We start from the raw sequence: 18,337 nt of genomic DNA, 5'->3' as shown, positions 1-18,337 counted from the left end.
TTTAGTTACACGGTTGTGGCGAGCGCGGCGCGCACCGGCCACGATTGCCACAACCACAGCAGTTCAGACAGGCCCAGCAGGATCAGCAGCGCCAGCAGGAACATCAGCCCGCTGCGGTTGAACTTGGGCAGGCGCCGCGCCGCCAGGTGCGACAGCGTGCTGGCATACGCCTGCTCGGACAGCGTGCGGTCGCGCCCCTGCAGATCGGCCGGCCGCAGGTAGACGAACTGGAACAGCTCGCGCCGGTACTCGGCGATCTTGTCCTGCTTCTGGCCGCGATAACGCCCCTGGAAACCCAGCGACAGCAGGTACAGGTAGAGCCGGCCGACCTGGCGGCGCGACGCTTCGCGCTCGCGCAGCAGCTGGTCGAGGTCGTCGAACACGCGCTCGCCGGCATAGCTGGACTTGAACAGCGTGGTCTCGATCAGCACGTGGCGCCAGTAGCTGCGTCCGGCCCACTCGGTGTTGAGCAGCACCTCGTCGGCCAGCGCCGCCTTCAGGAAGCGGCCCTGCGCCTCGGCCTCCATGCCGGCCTTGCCGACGATGCGGCGCGCTTCCAGCGACTGCAGCTCGATCAGCTGGCACAGCTGGCGGCTCAGCGCCTCGGCGGCCGACCTGGCCTCGCCCTCGCCCACTCGCGTGGCCGCCTGCGCCGAGCGCGACAGCATGTCGTAGAAATCGCGGAACTGCACCGACGCCAGGTCCACGCCTTCGCCGATGGCGCCGCTCCAGGCCGGCGCGGCCGGCGCGTTGTTTGCCTTGCCCGATAATATGCTCACGGCCTCATCCCTTTATGAACAACACCACTTCCTGCGGCCGCTGCGCCAGCAGGCTTTCATTCGCATTGCTGATCAACAGCGCCTGGCCGGCCACGATGAACTCGTCGCTGACTTCGACGCTGAACAGCGTGTAGCCGGCGCTGGCGCGCAAGCCCAGTTCCGGCGCGGCGTCGATGCGGGTGCGCGCCGCGCCCAGCACGCGGCGGTCGGTCAGCGAGGTCCACACCGTCTGCGAGCCGATCACCGCGCCCGCCATCCATTGCGCGGCCTCGCGCTCCGGCTGGCCGCGCAGGCCGACCACCAGCCGCGCGCCTATCCAGTCCGCCTGCATCGCCAGCGCGAAGGCCTGGCCGTCGTAGTTGAACACGCAAGTCTTCCATTCCTGGCTGACCTCGCCGACCAGGTCGGTCAGCGCGCTCAGCACGGCGTCGAAGGCCGGGCCGGCGTCGGCATGGTCGTAGGCCGGCGGCATGATGGGCACGGCGCCGGGCCGCAGCGTCGCCAGCGGTCCCAGCTGCGCGCACAGCGCCAGGTACAGCGGCAGCGGATGCACGGACGGGCTGCGCAGCAGCGCTTCGAGCAGCGGCAGGTTGAGGATCAGGCTCGACAGCCTGGCCTTCTGTTCCAGCAGGTTGATGCGGTCCTCGGTGCGCGACGACGGCTGCGCGGTCTGCCGCGCCAGGAACACCGCCTTGTTGCGCATATGGGTGGCCAGCACCTGCGCGCGCTGGCGCACGCTGGACGCGGCCGGCACCTCCAGCAGCGCCGGCAGGTAGGCGCCGGGATGGACGATCTCGTTGCCCTTGTTGACCGTCATCAGCCGCAGCGCGGTGTAGGCCGCCGACGGCACCGGCCCGGCGGCCAGCGCCAGGTTGACCGCCATGCGCGGCAGGTCGGCCGGCAGCGCCTGCGACACCTCGTCCTCCACCGTCGGGCTTTCGACGCCGCGGAACATGGCCGGCTGGCCAGGCTGGTTCAGCGAGCGCGTGTTGCCCACCACCAGGTACACCGACAAGTCCTGCTGCGCCATCGCTTCCGCCCACGGCGCCAGGTCCAGCTCCAGCGGCTGGCCCTGCGCCAGCGCGCTGTCGTAGGTGACGGCCATGCCGTTGGGCAGTATCGCTTCCAGCTGCTGGATGCGCAGCAGGCCGGTGGTCAGCAGCGCCTCGTCGACCAGCAGCGCGCGCACGCCCCAGCCGTAGGGATTGGTCGCCATCGACTGCCAGGCCAGCAGCGCGTCGATGCGCGCGCCCTCCTGCTGGAAGTGCTGCGGCGTCAGCATCATGCCTTCGTGCCACTGGATGCGATGTGAAAGTTGAGGTACGGTCATTGAGTGGCTTCCATAAGCTTACTGGGCCGCGCCGGCTTTGGGCTCGTTCGCCACGAAGCCCTGCGCGTTCAGTTGCACAACATATACCGAGGCGTTCAGCAGCAGGCGCGCGCGGTGTTCGCCGGCGTTCGCATAGCCGGCAAACACCAGCGCGGCCCAGGCTTTCTGGTCGCTCCATTTTTTATCGTTCAGCTTGATCGTTTGCCCCGGCACCAGCTCGTAGGGGTAGACCGTCAGCGCTTCCGGAAAGGTGCGCTGCAATTCGGCGCGCGTGGCGAACCATTTCGCGGCCGGCATCGCCAGCAGCGCGTCGAGCACGGCCTGGTCCTTGACCAGCACCACGTCCACCGCCACCGCGCTGTTGCTGTTGGCGTCGTCGGCGGCGCGCAGGGTCAGCGACTTCCAGCCGGGCGCGGCCATGCTGGGGCCGAACAGCGCGCGCGTGGCGCCGCAGCCGGCCAGCGCGGCCAAGGTCCACGGCAAGCACAGCAGCAATACACCGCGGCGCCTCATGCGGCTTTCCATTCGAAAACAGGTGTCATCTTCAGTTGCATAAGTCAGTCTTCAAAAAGCCCTGCGCAGGCCATAGCCTATGCCGGCGCAAAACACTGTGGACAAAGCAATCAACAACAGGAACAACACGGACAGCGCTTGTTTGCGGGTGAAGACGAGCTTGAGCGTGGACGGATGCCACACTTCGAAATCTTGCTCGTTTTTAATATACAGACCATCCGCTACCAAGGCAATCAGAGCCGATGATATAAGAAAGGAAAGTAAATTCCGTGGTCCTTCGCACAACACTTCCACCAGCATAAACACCGGCAGCACCGCCTCCAGCGGCAGCCCCATCGAGGCCATCACGAAGCCGCCGAGTATCACCGACTTGACGCCGACCATGCCCACCGACCACAGCGCGGCGGCCCAGGACAGCGCGCAGATCGAGGCGACGTCGGCGGCCGACAGCGGATGCTGGTACAGATTGGCGATGAAGATCGCCAACACCGCGAAGAACATCGCCTCGCCGGCCTTGATGAACACCGGCGCGATCGGCGAGACCAGCTCCACCAGCCCGCGGCTGAAGCCCAGCCGCACGCTCATGCCCTGGATGAAGCCCGGCACCGCCGCCACCGCCACCGGCGAGAACAGGCAGACCGTGATCGGTTCGCGCAGCGCCAGCAGCACCAGCCACGGCGACTTCTTCAGCTTCCAGCAGAGGATGGCGATGGCCGCCGCGCACACCGCCGCCGCCGCCGCGAAGAAGGCCGCCAGGAAGCTGCCCAGCAGGACGATGGCCTCGACCCCGGCGCTGGCGGTGGCGGCCGCCGCCAGCACGAAGGCGGCCGCCGGCAACAGCGTGTTGAAACGGTTCACCAGCGATTCCAGCGCGCGGTAGGCGCCCTCGAAGATCGCGCTGAGCTGGGCCGAGCGCAGCGGATCCTGCACCGACACCGCCGCGCCGAAGCACAGCACGCCGATCAGCACCGACGGCAGCGAGCCGTAGGCCAGCACGCCGAAGAAATTGTCCGGCACCAGCACGCCGATATCCCACTGTTCGGGAGCGGGCTCGACGCCGTCGCGCATGGCCATCGTGAATTGCGACTCCGAGCGCAGCGCCAGCCTGCCCAGCGCTGCCGCCTGCGCCGCCGACATGCCGGCGCCGGCGCCGCCCACGCTGGCCACCAGCACGCCCACCACCGCGCACAGCAGCATCGCCAGCAGCGACATGGCCGCCAGCCGCGCCAGCCGCGCGCCCGAGCCCGGCTCCGACGGCAGCCGCTGCAGGCCGAAGTAGACCGCCAGGATCACGAACGGCAGCGCCGCCATCTGGATCAGCGACAGGTACAGCATCGACAGCGCCGCCAGCAGCGGCGCGCTGGCGGGAAACAGCGTGCCGACCCAGCCGCCCAGCAGCATCGCCCCCAGCAGCGTGGCCGGATGATGGAAGATATCCCTGAGCTGGAACATGGCGGGGTTGACGAGGGTCTGCATGGCCGGTCCTAGAGCTTGACGGGTGCGGCGCAAATGCTGGCCACGGCGGCGCAGCTGCCGATCACGGTGACGGCGGTGCGCGCCATGGCGCAGATCGGATCGACCGCCATCAGCAGGATGAAGGCGGCCTCGAACGGCAGCGTCAGGTAGCTGCAGATGGTGCCGACCAGCGACACCGTGACCAAGCCCGCCATGCCGGCCGAGGCGAACCCGGACAGCACCGACACCAGCACCAGCACGCCCAGGTCCGGCACCGACATCGGCCGGCCGTACAGCGCGGCGATGAACAGCGTGCTGCAGACGAAATACGCCATCGCCCCGACCCGCAGCAGCGAAATGCTCAGCGGCACCAGCAGCTCGACCCGCGCGCGCGCGAACTGCAGCTGCTCGACCAGGCCGCTGACCATGGCCGGCATGCAGGTGGCGCTGTTGTTGGTCGCCACGCCCAGCGCGAACGGTTCGCGCATCGCCGCCATCACGGCGCCGAAGGGCACGCCGGCGCGGCGGCTGATCAGCGCCATCGCCAGCGCCATCAGCATGCCGGACACCAGCAGGAACAGCATCACGAAGCCGGCCATCGACGCGATCGGCTGCAGGCCGGTCTGCGCCACCTGGCTGGCCGCCATGCACACCAGCACGAACGGCACCGGCAGGTTGACCCAGCGCGTCAGCGTCTGGCAGGCGTGGTAGATGGTCTCCAGCGCCTGGTGCAGTCCGCCCGAGATGCGGCTCGGCACCTGGCCGGCGGCAAAGCCGAACAGCAGCGCGAACACCAGCGCCTTGAGCGTTTCGCCGTTGGCCAGCGAGGCGAAGATGTTCTGCGGGATCAGCGATTGCAGCACGTCCTTCAGGTCGGTGTGGTGCGGGCTGGGCTCGGCGCCGCGCATCGCCATTTCGGTGTTGCTGCTGTCGCCGTCGGCGCTGATGATCTTGCCCAGCGCGGCGCGGGTTTCGGCCGGCAGGTTGCCGCCCGGCCGCACCAGCACCGAACACAGCGTGGCCAGCACCGCGACCACCAGCGAGAAGCTGACGAACACCACCAGCACCCGCTTGAAGATGCGCGCCGCGCCGCCGTCGCGGTACAGGTTCTGCAGGCTGAAGATGACGGCCGATATCATGAACGGCAGCACGATCATCTTCAGCAGGTCGACATACACCACGCCCACCACGCCCAGGTGGCGCGCCAGCTGCGGCGCGGACCAGCCCAGCAGGCCGCCGGCCAGCACGCAGCCGAGCACGGTCCAGGGGTTCAAGGCCCATTGTTGAAAGCGCTGCATGGCGGTGCTCGGAGCGTCCACGTGGTGTCCTTATTTGACCGGTTTGAGCCCGCGGCTCGTGATGGCCTGTACCGGCCGTTGCGCTATCAGTTCGTTGACGAAGGACAGCAGGGTCGGATCGTGGATGCCGACGATCACGCTCAGCAGCGACTCCAGGTCGCTGAAGGTCACGGTGCGCAGCGTCAGCGCCAGGCTGGGGTCGTCCTTGAACAGCTGCATGACCTCCAGCTCGCCGCGGTAGACGGCCACCACCTCGCCCTTCTTGACCGCCTCGACGGCGTCGACCCAGTTGGGATAGCTGGTCAGCTTGGCCTTGGGGAAGTTGCGGCGGCCGAACTCTTCCCACGAGGAGGCGCCCAGCACCCCCAGCGAGCCGGTGTAGTCGCGCACCACCTGCTGCAGCGGCCGGTCGCCGGCCAGTTCGGCAAAGCGGACGCGGTTGATCAGCAGCGCGTGCGGCAGGCGCAGATAGGGGTTGGAGAAGTGCAGCGACTGCGCGCGCTTGAGCGTGCGCGCCAGCCGGCTGATGCCCAGGTCGGCCTGGCCGGCGGCCACCATCTCGGCCACGCCGTCGTAGGTCTTGGGGCTGCGGTCGTAGCGCACCGTCACGCCCAGCTCCCTGCCGACCTGCTGGGCGATGTCAATGTCGGTGCCGACCAGTTCGCCGTTCTTGACCGAGAAGAAAGGCGGATTGTCGGCCGCCAGCATGGACACCACCAGCTCGCCGCGCTGGACGATGCGGGCGATATCCGGCGCCAGCAGGCGGCCGTCCGCCATCCGCACCAGTCCGGACGGATCCGGGGCGGCGGCCTGCGCCTTCGGCCCGCCCTGCGCCGGGGCGGCGCCGCACAGCGCCAGCGCCGCCAGCCAAAGCGCCAGGCGCTTCATTGGCCGGCCTTTTGCGCGGCGTTCACGCGTTCGGCCGCGGGCGCCGCCGCGGCGGCCGCTTCGCTGTTGACCTTGCCCGCCAGCTGCTGGCGGGCGCGCTTCGCCGCGTTGTCGGCCACGGCCGGCGCGGGCCGCTCGGCCATGCTCTGCCCGATCTGATAGCCCAGGGCAAACAGCAGCACCAGCATCGCCACGCCGGAGAAAATGGCCAGGGCGATCAAACGGGGAGTCAGGCTGAATCGGTATTCCATGGTGGCGGTCGCGGTTAAGTGTTCAGGGGATGGAAACGGTGGTCTGGCCGGGCGCGCTGATCTCGATCACGCCGGCCCACATGCACATCAGCTTGGACGAATTGTTCAGCGCCGGCATATTGCCGATCAACACAGTCGGTGAGCCCGGCATCCACGGCGCGACGGTGGCCGGGATGCACGGCATCGGCACCAGCACGCCCAGCGCGGCCGCCGTGGCCGCCGCCACCATCGGGTTGGCCATCGACTGGCACATGCCGAACGGCAGGATGTTGACCATCGGCTTGTTGTCCATGATGTTGGCGTCGGGCACGGCGGTCAGCACTGCGTTGGCCGGCAACACCATCAGCGTGCCCGGCGCCAGGCCGAAACTACATTTGAGCATGGCGCCCATGCAGGTCAGTTGTCCCATCAGCTTCCCCTCACCAGCTTTTGCAGCCGGTCCAGAATGGCGGGCGTGGCGGCGGCGTTGTCGGTGCGCTTGCCCTTGGGGTCGAAGCGCGCCGGCGAGCCGACCGGCTTGCCCTCGCGGTAGATCACTTCTTCCATCAGTTCGCCGTCCGGCCAGTAGCGGCGCATCGGGCCGTGCAGCAGGTTGGCGCGGTAGGTGCAGGTCTGCACCACGCTGCCCTGGGCGTCGAAGTCGGTGGACTCGCCGTCCAGCAGGCCGGCCTTGTAATGCGATTTGCGCACCCGCAAGCCTTCGTGGAAAAACTCGGCCGGACCCTGGATCTGGCCGTCGAACATGTTCAGGCGCGAGGTCAGGTGGCCCGCCTCGTCGTAGGACAGCGACGGGCCGGCCGGCACGCCGTCCACCATCGTCTGGCGGGCGATGCAGCGGCCGTTGACATAGGTTTCCATCTGGCCGTGCGGCACGCCGTGCTGGAACTGCGATTGCTGGATCAGCTTGCCGTCCGGGCCGAACACCGACATCGGGCCGTGCATCTTGCCGGCTTCGAAGTGGGCCTTCATCAGCGTGTGGCCCAGCGCGCTGAACTGTTCGAACGGGCCGTGCAGCACGCCGTCGCGCAGCCACGCCCGTTGCAGCAGCTGGCCGCCGTCGTTGCGCTCTTCGAGCAGCAGCGGTTCGGCGGGCGCGGGTGGCGCGGTGGCGGCGAGTTCGGTCTCGGTCGTCATCTCAGTTCACCTTGGCCATGGCGCCCTTGAGGGTCAGCATCGCGCCGGCCTCCACGGTCTGGGTGGCGTCGGCCTTGCTGTTGATGACAGGCGCCTTGTTATCCATCTGCACCGCCGCCTGGTTAGTCATCTTGGTGCCGGCCTTGTTGGTGAAGTCGGTGCCGGACTCGTTGGTCAGCGCCGTGCCCGCCTTGGCCGTCAGCGCCGTGCCGGCCGTGATGCCGTAGGTCGTGCCGGATTCCTCCGTCACCGCCGCGCTGGACTTGATGCTGATATCGCCCGTCACCGTGATGGTCAGCTTGCCGTCGATGGTCAAGGCATAGTCGCCCGTCACCTTGTGGGTGAACTTGGCGGCGTTGGTATGCGTCTCGTCGCCCGTCACCGTCACCTCGCGCGTGCCCTTGACGTTGTGCGTCTCCTTGCCCTTCTGCACATCCACCGTGCGGTCGCCCTCCTGCAGCGTGTGGATTTCCGCGCCCTTCTTCACCGTCATGGTCAGCGCATCCTCGACCTCGGTCAGCATGTCCTTCTGCGCGTGCAGGTAGAGCTGCTCGGCATCCTTCTTGTCCTCGAAGCGCAGCTCGTTGCCGGCCGCGCCCTGCTTGGACGACCAGGTGCGCATGATGGTCTGGGTCTGGTTGGCGGGCAGCTCGGCCGGCGTGGTGTTCTCGCCGTTGTAGACGCAGCCCGTCACCAGCGGCCGCTCCGGATCGCCGTTCAGATACGTCACCACCACCTCCTGCCCCACGCGCGGCAGGAACAGCGCGCCGAAACCCTTGCCCGCCACCGACTGCGCCACCCGCATCCAGGTCGAACTCTTGTCGTCCTTGACGCCGTCGCGGTCCCAGGGGAACTGCACCTTGATGCGGCCGTATTTGTCGGTCCAGATTTCCTCGCCGCTGGGGCCCACCACCAGCGCCGTCTCGCAGCCGACCGCGCGCGGACGCGCCGTCTGCACCGGCGGTCGGAACGGTACCGCCACCGGGAACGCCTCGAAGGAATTGGTGTACAGATCGTCGCGCGCCGTGTGGTGCACGCGGCGCAGCACGAAGGCGGCGTTGAGCGCGTCGACGAAATGCTCGGACAGCGTGAACTTGCTGCCTGCGCTGAACGGGTAGCAGAAGCTGTCGCCGCGCAGCACCTCGGCGTTGACCTGGCTGGCCTCCACGCGCAGCTTGGCGATCGCCGTGGCGGCCGCCACCGCCAGATGGCCGGTGGCGAACTCGTACACCGCGCCGCTGCCGCCGCCGGCCGTGTGCGTGCCCTCCAGCGACGTGCTGGGCTTGGTGAAGTCGTAATCGTTGACGGTGGCCTTTTTCACCGCGATGGTGTTCTCGTGGGCGAAGCGCGACACCGTGTCGATGGCGTTGCCCATGCCGGTGCGCGGGAAGAAGCGCACCGCCGCGGCGCCGTCGCAGTCGGCGAAATTGGACGAGGCGTCGCCCAGCACCATGGTATGGGCGCTGCTGCTGAAGGTGAAGAAATAGAAAATGCCGGCCTGCTCCATCAGCCGGCTGATGAAGTCGAACGCGGTTTCGTCGTACTGCACGATGTAGTCGACCGGATCGTAGGTCTGGGTCAGCTTGTCGTCGAAGGCGACGCTGAAGTCGCCCAGCACGGCCTTGATGATGTCCGCCACCGACTTGGCCTGGTAGATCTTGCGGTCGCGCGACAGGGTCAGCAGCCACAGCATCGGCACCAGCTCGGCCTCGTAGGTGACGAAGTCCTGGTCGAAGCCGCTCTGGATGAAGCGCGACACCATGCCGGTGATGTAGCGCTTGCTGCCGCCCTCCACGCTCAGCGTCACCGTCATGCTCTTGCCGACCGCCGTGGCGGCGTTCAGGCTGGTGCTGCCGGAGCGCATGTGCAGGTTGAACTTGAACATCTCCGAAATGCCCTCGCTGCCTTCGACCGAGTCGAGCAGCAGGTCGTTGGCGCCGAAGGGCGACGTCAGGGCCAGCAGGCCGCCGGGTTGCTCGAAGCCGGTCCTCATGGCTGGCTCCTCAGCGGATGCTCGCGGAAGGCGTAGGCAAACTGCTCGTCCGCGCCCACGCTCATGTGGATGGCGGTGAAGGGCTTGAGCATGGCCATGCGTTCCAGCACCAGCGACGACAGCAGCGGCAGCACCGTCTGCGTCAGGATGAAGTCGATGTTGCGGGCGCCGCTGTCGACCTCGGTGCAGCGGGCGGTGACGACTTCGGTCACGCGGTCGTCCCAGGTGAAGCGGGCGTTGTGGTTCTGGGCGAAGCGCAGCGCCAGCTTGGCCAGCTTGAGGTCGACGATGTTGCTGATCTGCTCATCGCCCAGCGGATAGTAGGGCACCAGCACCAGCCGCCCCAGGAAGGCGGGGCTGAACTGGCGCAGCAGCGCCGGCCGCAGTTGTTCGATCAGCTCGGTCGGATCGGGCCGCTTGCCGCCGGCGCAGGCTTGCGTGATGACGTCCTGCCCGGCGTTGGAGGTCAGCAGGATCAGCGTGTTCTTGAAGTCGATGGTGATGCCCTCGCCGTCCTCCATCGTGCCCTTGTCGAACACCTGGAAGAACAGTTCCAGCACGTCCGGGTGGGCCTTCTCCATTTCGTCCAGCAGCACCACGCAGTAGGGGCGGCGGCGCACGGCCTCGGTCAGCACGCCACCCTTGCCGTAGCCGACGTAGCCGGGCGGCGCGCCCTTCAGGCTGGAGATCGAATGCGCCTCCTGGAACTCCGACATATTGATCGTCACCATATTGCGCTCGCCGCCGTACAGCATGTCCGCCAGCGCGAACGCGGTCTCGGTCTTGCCGACGCCGCTGGGGCCGACCAGCATGAACACGCCGACCGGCTTGCCCGGATCGTCCAGCTCGGCGCGGAAGGTGCGCACGCGGCGGGCGATGGCGTCCAGCGCCTGCTCCTGCCCGACCACGCGGTCTTCCAGCCGCTCCTTCAGTTGCAGCACGGTGTGGATTTCATCGGCCAGCATCTTGCCGACCGGGATGCCGGTCCAGCCGGAAATCACGCCGGCGACGATTTTCGAATCCACGCACACCGGCACCAGCGGCTCGTCGTCCTGGATCGCCTCCAGGCCTTTCTGCAGGCGCTGCAACTGGTCGCCGCGCGAGAGGCGTTCCTCGTCGTCGAGCGCGGCATGGTCGTCGGCCGCGGCGGCGATGGCGCGGCGCAGCACCAGGATTTCATCGACGGCGCGGCGCTCCTCGGCCAGCTTGTCGCGCAGCCGCAGCAGGCGCGCTTGCAGCAGCGCCTGCTGCATGTCCATCTTGGCGATGGCGGCGGCCTGGTCCTCGCCGCGCGCATGCCGCTGGCGGGCGATGCGCAATTCCTCGCCGTTGAGGACGATGTCGTGCTCCAGCGTCTCCAGCTGCGGCGGCGCGCCGGCCTGGCCGATGGCGACGCGGGCGCAGGCGGTGTCGAGCACGCTGATGGCCTTGTCCGGCAGCTGGCGGCCCGAGATGTAGCGGTGCGACAGGCGCACCGCGTCGGTGACGGCCTCGTCGAGGATCTCGACGCCGTGGTGCCGCTCCAGCGTCGCCACCATGCCGCGCAACATGCCGATGGCGGCGTCCGTCGTCGGCTCCTCCACCTTGACCACCTGGAAGCGGCGCGCCAGCGCGGGATCGCGTTCGACGTATTTCTTGTACTCGGCCCAGGTGGTGGCGGCGATGGTGCGCAGCTCGCCACGCGCCAGCGCCGGCTTGAGCAGGTTGGCGGCGTCGCCCTGCCCTTCGCTGCCGCCGGCGCCGATCAGCTGGTGGGCTTCGTCGATGAACAGGACGATGGGCGTGGCCGAGGCGCGTACTTCGGCGATCACGGACTTGAGGCGGTTCTCGAATTCGCCCTTGATGCCGGCGCCCGCCTGCAGCAGCGCCAGGTCCAGCGTGCGCACCGCCACGTTGGCCAGCGCCGGCGGCACCGCGCCGGCGGCGATGCGCTGCGCGAAGCCTTCCACCACGGCGGTCTTGCCGACGCCGGCCTCGCCGGTCAGGATGGGATTGTTCTGGCGGCGGCGCAGCAGGATGTCGATGATCTGGCGGATCTCGGCGTCGCGGCCGCGTATCGGATCGATGCGGCCGGCGCGCGCCAGCGCCGTCATGTCCACCGTGTACTGGTCGAGCGACGGCGTGGCGCCGCCGGCGCCCTGCGGCGTGGGCATGGCGCCCGTCTGCGCGGCGGGCGTGGCGGACGGCGGCAGGGCCGCGCCGCCATCCTCCGGCGAGGCGGCCAGCAGCGCAGGCAATTCCTTCTTCAGCTGCTCGCGCGGCATCTTCAGCAACTCGGGCGCGCTCTCGATCAGCATGCCGCGCAGGCTGTCCACCTCCAGCATCGCCAGCAGCACCGTGCCGGAGCGCACTTGCTGGCTGCCCAGCAGCATCGAGCTCAGCATCCACGCTTCCTGGAACAGCGCGATGAAGTGCGGCGACAGCGCCGGCGTGCGGCCGTTGCCGCGCTTGAAGCCGTCCATGCTGCGCTGCAGTTGCGCCGCCACCGCGCCCTCGTCGATGCCGAAGTGCCGCAACAGCAGCACCAGGTCCGGCACCCGCTCTTCCAGCAAGGTGAACAGCAAATGCTCCAGCTCGACGTTGTACTGCGTCTGCTTCACGCATAGCTCGGCCGCATGCCCCATCGCCCGCTTGCATTCGGGGTTGAGCTTGGACAGCAGGGTGCGGATATCGATTTCCATCGCCGTCAGCCCGCTTCCGTCGACAGCAGGAAATTCGCCGGCTGGTAGCGCGCCGGCGCGGCGTCGTCGGCGCGGCGCGGGCTGCACAGCCAGGTGCTCAGGCCCAGGCGCGGCGGCAGTTCGGCATCGGGCTTCAAGCGCGTTTCCGGCCGCACCGCCAGGTCCAGCCGCAGCCGCACCTGGATGTCGCTTTGCAGGTGCCGCGCCACCAGCCAGCCCAGCAGCGCATGGTCCTTGGCGCCCGGCAGCAGGGCCGCGTATTGCGCCGGTTGCAGCGGCGGCGCATCCAGCGCCATGCCGGCGCCCTGGTCCCAGGCGCGCGCACCGAGGCTGGCGCCCATGCCCAGCCGCGCCGTCATCGGCGCCGGCTTGCCCTGGTCGTGCAGCCTGGCGCGGTCGCACGGCGCCAGCGCGTGCCAGCCGCCGACAAACTGCTTGCCGCTGAAATGCACGCCCATGCGGTCGCGCACCACCGCCAGCAGCGACACCATCGAACGCGGCGCCGCGCCCTGCAGGCCGGCGTGGCGCAGCCAGGCTTGCTGGCCGTCCGGCCCGCGCACGCCTTCGGCGCGGCCCAGGCTGGACAAGGCGTCCAGGCTGCGCACGATGGGCGCGTGGTTGATGCTGTCCGTGCTCAGCGCCAGGTGGTGCTTGCGGCGGCTGCGGTACAGGAAACCCAGCAGGCGCTGGTTGAAGATGTCCAGGAACTCCAGCCCCGACATGTCGCGCGCGCGGCGGCGCTCCATCAACAGCTCGGTGAACGGCATCGGCAGCGGGCCCTGCGCGCCGGCCAGCGTCAGCACCGGCGTCTTCAGCGTCAGCGTCGGGCCGGCCTGCTTGCTGTCGTGCAGGCCGCTGACATCGCTGGGCGCGAACGACAGGTCGACCTGCGACGACAGCCGCAGCGCCTCGTCCATGCCGACCGAGGTGCCGACGTGCGCGCGCGCGGGCTCGCTGCGCTCCAGGATGCTGATCGCCTGGAACAGATCGAAGGCATGCGGATCGTCCCGCAATAGCGACATCAGATCAGACATTGGCGTCCACTCATGGCAGGCCACTGCATCCACGGTTCGCCGCCGCGCGTGACGGCCAGGCGGACGAAGGAATTGGCGGAGGTGTACAAGGCAAAGAAGCGCGACAGCACGCCGGCCAGCACCAGCGGCGAGGTGCCGACGAAGGCGTCGGCGTCGAACTCCAGCACGATGTCGGTGCCGCGGCAATGGCCGCGCCAGGTGTCGTTGCCCAGGCGCGCCGTCGCCACCGACGCCGCCATGCTCTTGACGCCGCGCACCTGCGCCTGGTCGCGCGCGCTGTCGCCGGCGAACAGCATCAGCATCTGCTGCAAGGTGTGGACGCCGGTGGTGCCGTCCACCAGCGAGCGGTGGTTCAGGCGCAGCAGCGCCACCAGCGACCACAAGGCCTTGGCCTCCATCACCGGCGGCCGCTGGGCGCTGGGCTGGTACAGCGCGCGGATGTCGGTCGAGGTGGAGATGCCTTCGCCATAGAAGCGCGTGCCGGGCGCGATCTGCTCGGCCAGGCTGCGGTTGGTGCACAGCAGTTGCGCGTACACCACCGGCTCGTCCGGCATGCTGCGCACGTCGCTGCGGTCGACAAAGCTCAGGTAGACATCGGTGCCGGTGATGCCCTTGCGCAGGCTCATCTCGCGCCGCAGCGACCAGAACACCTTGGCGTCGCCGGCGTCGGCCGCCGATTCGGCAAACACGCTGGGGATGATGCTGGGCCGCTCGGCGCGCGGGTCGGACGCCGTCACCGACACCACCGAGTGCACCTCCATCACCGCCTCGCGCTGGTAGTCCGGCACCAGCATGTATTCGTAGTGGCGGCGGTGCAGGCGGATCGGCTCGCTGGTGACGGGGAACAGGTTCACGGCCGGCACGCAGCCGAGCAGGAAGTTGGCGGCGCTCAGCTGCGACAGCACGCGCGCGCTGCGGTTGAACACGAAGCGCACCGAGAAACCCGTGCCCACGCCCAGCAGGCCGCGCAAGCCGGCCAGGTCGAAGAACTGGAACTTGCGCGGGAAGGCGAAATATTCCTGCAGCAGCGCATAGGCCGGATGCGCGTGCGCCGGCTGCGCCAGGATGGCCTGGCCCTCGTCGAAGCCGACCTCGCTCAGGCTGCTCGGCGACAGGCGGTGCAGTCCGCCGCCGCCGGACAGCAGCTCGACGCGCTCCAGGCCGCTGATCAGCAGTTCGTGCAGCGGCATCGTCGTCATCAGGTCGCCGGACAGGTGCAGGCGCAGGCGGTCCAGCTCCAGCTCGGAGACGTCGAGGCCGGTGTCGCAGCGCAGGTCGAGGCGCAGCGTGCGCGTGTCCTCCATCTTGATGGCCGCCACTTGCAGCGGCCACAGCGTGGTGTCCCAGGCGACCTGGAAGCGGCAGTTCTCGCCGCTGGCGGCGGTGGTCGACAGCATGGCGCCGCGCACCACCGGCATGCCGGCCATGACCTTGCCCTGCGAAGAGTCCAGCGTCATCTGCACCACCGTCATCGCCGGCACCGGTTGCGTCAGGCTCGGACACAGGTTGTCCAGCATGGCGCCGGCGATGGTGGGGAAATCGCGGTCGAGGTCGCGGTGCACGCGCGCCGTCAGGAAGGCCACCGATTCGATCAGGCGCTCGGTGTGCGGATCGGCCGATTCGCCGCCGCTCAGCACCAGCCGCTGCGCCACCTTGGGATAGCGCGCCGCGAAGTCGGCGGACTGGGTGCGCAGATAGGATAGTTCGCGCCGGTAGTATTCGAGGATGTCGTCGCTCACCGCAGGGCCTCCCTCTGGCCGACCATCATGCGGCCGCCTGCATCGCGGCCGAACGGGCGTCCAGCGCGACGTCGAAATTGACCCGGCACAGCTGCTGCCCCAGCAGCACCACGGCGGCGATGGCGGCGCGGGCGGCATAGGGCTTGACCGGATCGGCGCTGACCTCCACCTTCACGTGCGACAGCCGGGGTTCGTACAGCGCCAGCGCGCGCTCCAGCACCCGGCCCCAGATGCCGAGGTCGAGGTCGGTTTGCGGCGACAGGCTCAACATGTCCGGCAGGCCGTAGTCGAGTACGGTGGGGTCGCCGTTCAGGTAGGCGTCGATGGTCAGCGCATTGCGCACGTTGAACAGCCGCATCAGGTCCAGCTGCAACGAGTGCTGCAAGCCGCCGCCATCGAGCAGCCTGCCATCCGGCGAGGCATGGTGCGCGCCGGTCAACCGATCAAACAAGGGAACAAGCGACGCCGTGATGGCTTTAGACATAGGGTTCTGTACGAGCAGCACTCAGGACGGGACGATAGGCGGCGCGCCCAAGGGCGCCCGCCGCAATGCCGCATCAATCCGCTTTCATCGTCTCCAGGTTCCAGTTCCAGGTGCCGGTACCCTTGGCGGAGGAATCCGCCTGCTGCTGGGTGTAGTCGCACTTGATCTTGGTGAAGTTGATCGAGAACGAATCCGACGGAATGCCGCCGCCGCCCGAGGTGCTGATGTTCGAGATCATGGCGTTGGTCATTTCGTACGTGAAGAAGTTCATGTACTTGCCGTTTTCCACGCGCCCCACGTGCAGCTTGGCGACGCCGATCTTGGTGCCCTGGGTGCAGGCCTTGTACATCTCCGTGGTCGACAGGTCGGACATTTTCGAGAACGAGATCTCGGAAAACACCGGCCGGCCGGAAGTGCGCTCGGTGTTCGATGCATCCATTTGCAGCGGCATCGAGGCGCTGTGCGAGTACGACAGCACGATGATCTTGGCGGCGTAGCCCGTGACCATGCAGTTGCCTACGATGGTGGTGCCCAAATCCAGAATAAGTACGTCAGACATTGCTGGCTCCAAATTTTTGAGGGCCCGTCCGGCTCCATGCCGGACGGGCGGGATAGATCAGTGTGTGCGGCGGGGCATCAACCCAGGGCGGCCGGCAGTTCGGCCACCAGGCGGATCGACGTGGTCAGTTCTTCCATCTGGAAGTGCGGCTTGAGGAAGACGGTGGCCGAATAGGCGCCGGGCTTGCCCGGCTTTTCGGTCACGTCGACCCGGCCTTCGGCCAGCGGGAAGCGGGCCTTCTCGCCCTGCGTCGCGTTCTGGCTCAGCAGCACATAGCCGCTCAGCCACGAGTTCAGATAGTTCTCCACGCTCTGGCGGGTCTGGAAGCTGCCGACCTTGTCGCGCATGATGACCTTGATGTAGTGCGCGAAGCGCGAGGCCGCCAGCACGTACGGCAGGCGCGACGACAGCGCCGCGTTGGCGTTGGCCGAGTCGAGGTTGTAGACCTTGGGCTTGTTGACGGTCTGGCCGCCGAAGAAGGCGGCGAAGTCTGAACCCTTGGAGTTGACCACGGCGATGAAGCCGAGGTCGTTGAGCTCTTTCTCGCGGCGGTCGGTGATCGTCACCTCGGTCGGGCACTTGAGCACGACATCGCCTTCGTCGGTCTTGAAGGTGTGGGCGGTCATGCCCTCGATCTTGCCGCCGCCTTCAACGCCGCGGATCGCGGTGGTCCAGCTGTGCTTGGCGTAGGCGTCGGTGATGCGCAGGCCCAGCTGGTAGGCCGAGTTGGCCCACAGGTATTTGCTGTGATCGCGGCCGTTGACGTCTTCCTCGAAGCTGAAGCTGTCCACCGGTATGGTCTTGGCGCCGTACGGCAGGCGGGCCGAGTAGCGCGGCAGCACCATGGCGATGTAGCGCGAGTCTTCCGATTCGCGGAAGCCGCGCCACGAGGCCAGCTCGGCGCTCTCGAAGATCTTCGACATGTCGCGCGGCACGCCCAGGTCGGTGAACTCGGTCATGTCGAACAGCGACGGCGCGGCGGCCGTGATGAACGGCGCGTGGGCGGCGGCGGCCACCTTGGACAGGCGCTGCAGCAGGGCCACGTCCTGCGGGTGCCGGCCGAAATAGTAGTCGCCGATCAGCACCGAATACGGGGCGCCGCCGAAGGTGCCGTACTCTTCTTCGTAGATCTTCTTGAACAGCACGCTCATGTCGTGGTCGACGGCGCTCTCCAGGTCTTTCAGCAGTTCTTTCTTCGACACGTTGAGCAGGCGCAGCTTGAGGGTCGGGCCGGTCTCGGTGCCGTACACCATGTCGTGCAGGCCGCGCCAGGACGCTTCCAGTTTCTGGAATTCCTCGTGGTGCATGATGGCGTTGAGCTGGTCGCTGAGGATGCGGTCGATCTCGGCCACGCGCTCGTTGATGGTGGCGACCACGCCCTTGTCGGGAGCGGTCTTCATGCCTTCGTCCAGCACCTGCGTGGCGAACTGGCCCAGCAGTTTTTTGGCGTAGGCGTGTTGCGACGGTTCGACCGCCATCTTGCCTTCCTGGACGATACGGTCCAGCAAGCTCAGCTCGCCGGCGGATTCCGTCGACTTGGCGCCGCCCTTGGCGGATTGACTAGTAGCCATGATTTAGCTTTCTCTGTAAGCGATGAGGGGAAGCACGCGCGCGGCGTGCTATCAGGATGGGGTCGCTTCTGCGTCCGCCGCCGGGGCCGCGTCGGCTTCCGGTTCCTGGTCCTTGAGTGTCTTCAGCTCTTGCGTGTTCTGGACGATGTTTTCCAGCAGCGCATCGAGCTCATCGTTACCGTCGAGTTTGCCGAGCAGGTCGCGCAATTGTTGGCGCACTTCCAGCAGCTTGGCCAGGCGCGGCACTTGCTGCACGATGGCTTCGGGATGGAAGTGGTCGAATTCGGAGAAGTTCAGCTCCACCTTGAGATTGCCTTCGCCCTTGAGGGTGTCGGGCACGGAAATGTCGAGACGCGGAGCGATCTTGCCCATGACTTCGTTGAAGTTGTCGCGGTCGATTTCGATCAGGCGTCGCGCCTTCAGCTTGGGCGGTGGCACCAGGGGTTGGCCGGAAAGATCGGCCAGCAAGCCGACCACGAGGGGCAGCTCTTTTTTTTCAGTGGCGTCACCGATTTCGACGTCGTACGTGATTTGCACACGAGGGGGACGGTTACGTCCTACCCATTTTTGTAAGCTGTCTGACATTCACATCCTCACATTATGGTGACTAGCGGCCGACGATACTTTT

At 67.6% G+C, this 18,337-nt stretch carries 17 protein-coding genes; all 17 read right to left on the bottom strand.

Going from position 1 to position 18,337, the window contains the following annotated elements; all coding sequences use genetic code 11:
• Positions 1-5: 5 nt before the first annotated feature.
• The 17 genes from DUGA2_RS04455 to tssB all read right to left on the bottom strand — a co-directional run bounded on the left by DUGA2_RS04455 (position 6) and on the right by tssB (position 18,294).
• Positions 6-779, bottom strand: a complete 774-nt coding sequence (locus DUGA2_RS04455) for a DotU family type IV/VI secretion system protein (RefSeq protein WP_083296199.1) — start codon at positions 777-779, stop codon at positions 6-8.
• Positions 780-783: 4 nt separating this feature from the next.
• A complete protein-coding gene (gene tssK / locus DUGA2_RS04450) occupies positions 784-2,109 on the bottom strand; it encodes a type VI secretion system baseplate subunit TssK (RefSeq protein WP_070267455.1) in 1,326 nt (441 codons plus the stop codon).
• A gap of 18 nt (positions 2,110-2,127) precedes the next feature.
• Positions 2,128-2,622: a hypothetical protein gene (locus tag DUGA2_RS04445; RefSeq protein WP_070267658.1), complete on the bottom strand. Its 495-nt coding sequence runs from the start codon at positions 2,620-2,622 to the stop codon at positions 2,128-2,130.
• Positions 2,623-2,673: 51 nt separating this feature from the next.
• Complete coding sequence (locus DUGA2_RS04440; RefSeq protein WP_070267454.1) at positions 2,674-4,098, bottom strand: cation:dicarboxylate symporter family transporter; 1,425 nt, start codon at positions 4,096-4,098, stop codon at positions 2,674-2,676.
• Between the two features lie 8 nt (positions 4,099-4,106).
• The gene (locus tag DUGA2_RS04435) at positions 4,107-5,396 is read right to left on the bottom strand and encodes a dicarboxylate/amino acid:cation symporter (RefSeq protein ID WP_229214583.1); all 1,290 of its coding nucleotides are present in this window, start codon (positions 5,394-5,396) and stop codon (positions 4,107-4,109) included.
• 9 nt (positions 5,397-5,405) lie between these two features.
• Positions 5,406-6,263 carry an ABC transporter substrate-binding protein gene (locus DUGA2_RS04430; RefSeq protein ID WP_070267450.1) on the bottom strand — a complete coding sequence of 286 codons (858 nt, stop codon included), beginning with the start codon at positions 6,261-6,263 and terminating at the stop codon, positions 5,406-5,408.
• Entirely contained in the window at positions 6,260-6,514 is a 255-nt protein-coding gene (locus DUGA2_RS04425; protein ID WP_070267448.1) for a hypothetical protein, read from the bottom strand. Before DUGA2_RS04425 ends, DUGA2_RS04430 begins: the two co-directional genes overlap by 4 nt.
• A 22-nt stretch (positions 6,515-6,536) precedes the next feature.
• Positions 6,537-6,923, bottom strand: a complete 387-nt coding sequence (locus tag DUGA2_RS04420; RefSeq protein WP_070267440.1) for a DUF4280 domain-containing protein — start codon at positions 6,921-6,923, stop codon at positions 6,537-6,539.
• Complete coding sequence (locus DUGA2_RS04415; RefSeq protein WP_070267438.1) at positions 6,923-7,648, bottom strand: toxin-antitoxin system YwqK family antitoxin; 726 nt, start codon at positions 7,646-7,648, stop codon at positions 6,923-6,925. Before DUGA2_RS04415 ends, DUGA2_RS04420 begins: the two co-directional genes overlap by 1 nt.
• A gap of 1 nt (position 7,649) precedes the next feature.
• Positions 7,650-9,641 carry a type VI secretion system Vgr family protein gene (locus DUGA2_RS04410; protein WP_070267436.1) on the bottom strand — a complete coding sequence of 664 codons (1,992 nt, stop codon included), beginning with the start codon at positions 9,639-9,641 and terminating at the stop codon, positions 7,650-7,652.
• Positions 9,638-12,322, bottom strand: a complete 2,685-nt coding sequence (gene tssH, locus DUGA2_RS04405) for a type VI secretion system ATPase TssH (RefSeq protein WP_070267435.1) — start codon at positions 12,320-12,322, stop codon at positions 9,638-9,640. The genes DUGA2_RS04410 and tssH overlap by 4 nt, the downstream gene beginning before the upstream one ends.
• A gap of 5 nt (positions 12,323-12,327) precedes the next feature.
• On the bottom strand, positions 12,328-13,356 hold the full coding sequence (tssG, locus tag DUGA2_RS04400) for a type VI secretion system baseplate subunit TssG (protein WP_229214582.1): 1,029 nt from the start codon (positions 13,354-13,356) through the stop codon (positions 12,328-12,330).
• On the bottom strand, positions 13,344-15,095 hold the full coding sequence (gene tssF / locus DUGA2_RS04395; protein ID WP_070267432.1) for a type VI secretion system baseplate subunit TssF: 1,752 nt from the start codon (positions 15,093-15,095) through the stop codon (positions 13,344-13,346). Before tssF ends, tssG begins: the two co-directional genes overlap by 13 nt.
• A 25-nt stretch (positions 15,096-15,120) precedes the next feature.
• On the bottom strand, positions 15,121-15,579 hold the full coding sequence (gene tssE, locus DUGA2_RS04390) for a type VI secretion system baseplate subunit TssE (RefSeq protein ID WP_070267431.1): 459 nt from the start codon (positions 15,577-15,579) through the stop codon (positions 15,121-15,123).
• A 73-nt stretch (positions 15,580-15,652) separates the two neighbouring features.
• Positions 15,653-16,138, bottom strand: coding sequence for a type VI secretion system tube protein Hcp (locus DUGA2_RS04385; RefSeq protein ID WP_070267430.1), 486 nt, complete (start codon positions 16,136-16,138; stop codon positions 15,653-15,655).
• A 77-nt stretch (positions 16,139-16,215) separates the two neighbouring features.
• Positions 16,216-17,709 carry a type VI secretion system contractile sheath large subunit gene (tssC, locus tag DUGA2_RS04380; protein WP_070267428.1) on the bottom strand — a complete coding sequence of 498 codons (1,494 nt, stop codon included), beginning with the start codon at positions 17,707-17,709 and terminating at the stop codon, positions 16,216-16,218.
• Positions 17,710-17,760: 51 nt separating this feature from the next.
• Positions 17,761-18,294: a type VI secretion system contractile sheath small subunit gene (gene tssB / locus DUGA2_RS04375; RefSeq protein WP_008445772.1), complete on the bottom strand. Its 534-nt coding sequence runs from the start codon at positions 18,292-18,294 to the stop codon at positions 17,761-17,763.
• Between the last annotated feature and the right edge of the window lie 43 nt (positions 18,295-18,337).

It is taken from the genome of Duganella sp. HH101, from assembly GCF_001758795.1.
In the GTDB taxonomy this organism is placed as follows: Bacteria; Pseudomonadota; Gammaproteobacteria; order Burkholderiales; family Burkholderiaceae_D; genus Rugamonas; species Rugamonas rivuli.
This window is presented reverse-complemented; position numbering and strand designations above follow the sequence as displayed.

What these genes read in the sequence shown, in the direction of transcription:
- tssE (WP_070267431.1), bottom strand. Translation starts at nt 15,579, where the DNA reads ATGTCTAAAGCCATCACGGCGTCGCTTGTTCCCTTGTTTGATCGGTTG.
- DUGA2_RS04445 (WP_070267658.1), bottom strand. Translation starts at nt 2,622, where the DNA reads ATGAGGCGCCGCGGTGTATTGCTGCTGTGCTTGCCGTGGACCTTGGCC.
- tssK (WP_070267455.1), bottom strand. Translation starts at nt 2,109, where the DNA reads ATGACCGTACCTCAACTTTCACATCGCATCCAGTGGCACGAAGGCATG.
- DUGA2_RS04440 (WP_070267454.1), bottom strand. Translation starts at nt 4,098, where the DNA reads ATGCAGACCCTCGTCAACCCCGCCATGTTCCAGCTCAGGGATATCTTC.
- DUGA2_RS04420 (WP_070267440.1), bottom strand. Translation starts at nt 6,923, where the DNA reads ATGGGACAACTGACCTGCATGGGCGCCATGCTCAAATGTAGTTTCGGC.
- tssH (WP_070267435.1), bottom strand. Translation starts at nt 12,322, where the DNA reads ATGGAAATCGATATCCGCACCCTGCTGTCCAAGCTCAACCCCGAATGC.
- DUGA2_RS04415 (WP_070267438.1), bottom strand. Translation starts at nt 7,648, where the DNA reads ATGACGACCGAGACCGAACTCGCCGCCACCGCGCCACCCGCGCCCGCC.
- tssB (WP_008445772.1), bottom strand. Translation starts at nt 18,294, where the DNA reads ATGTCAGACAGCTTACAAAAATGGGTAGGACGTAACCGTCCCCCTCGT.
- DUGA2_RS04425 (WP_070267448.1), bottom strand. Translation starts at nt 6,514, where the DNA reads ATGGAATACCGATTCAGCCTGACTCCCCGTTTGATCGCCCTGGCCATT.
- DUGA2_RS04410 (WP_070267436.1), bottom strand. Translation starts at nt 9,641, where the DNA reads ATGAGGACCGGCTTCGAGCAACCCGGCGGCCTGCTGGCCCTGACGTCG.
- tssC (WP_070267428.1), bottom strand. Translation starts at nt 17,709, where the DNA reads ATGGCTACTAGTCAATCCGCCAAGGGCGGCGCCAAGTCGACGGAATCC.
- tssG (WP_229214582.1), bottom strand. Translation starts at nt 13,356, where the DNA reads ATGTCTGATCTGATGTCGCTATTGCGGGACGATCCGCATGCCTTCGAT.
- DUGA2_RS04430 (WP_070267450.1), bottom strand. Translation starts at nt 6,263, where the DNA reads ATGAAGCGCCTGGCGCTTTGGCTGGCGGCGCTGGCGCTGTGCGGCGCC.
- DUGA2_RS04385 (WP_070267430.1), bottom strand. Translation starts at nt 16,138, where the DNA reads ATGTCTGACGTACTTATTCTGGATTTGGGCACCACCATCGTAGGCAAC.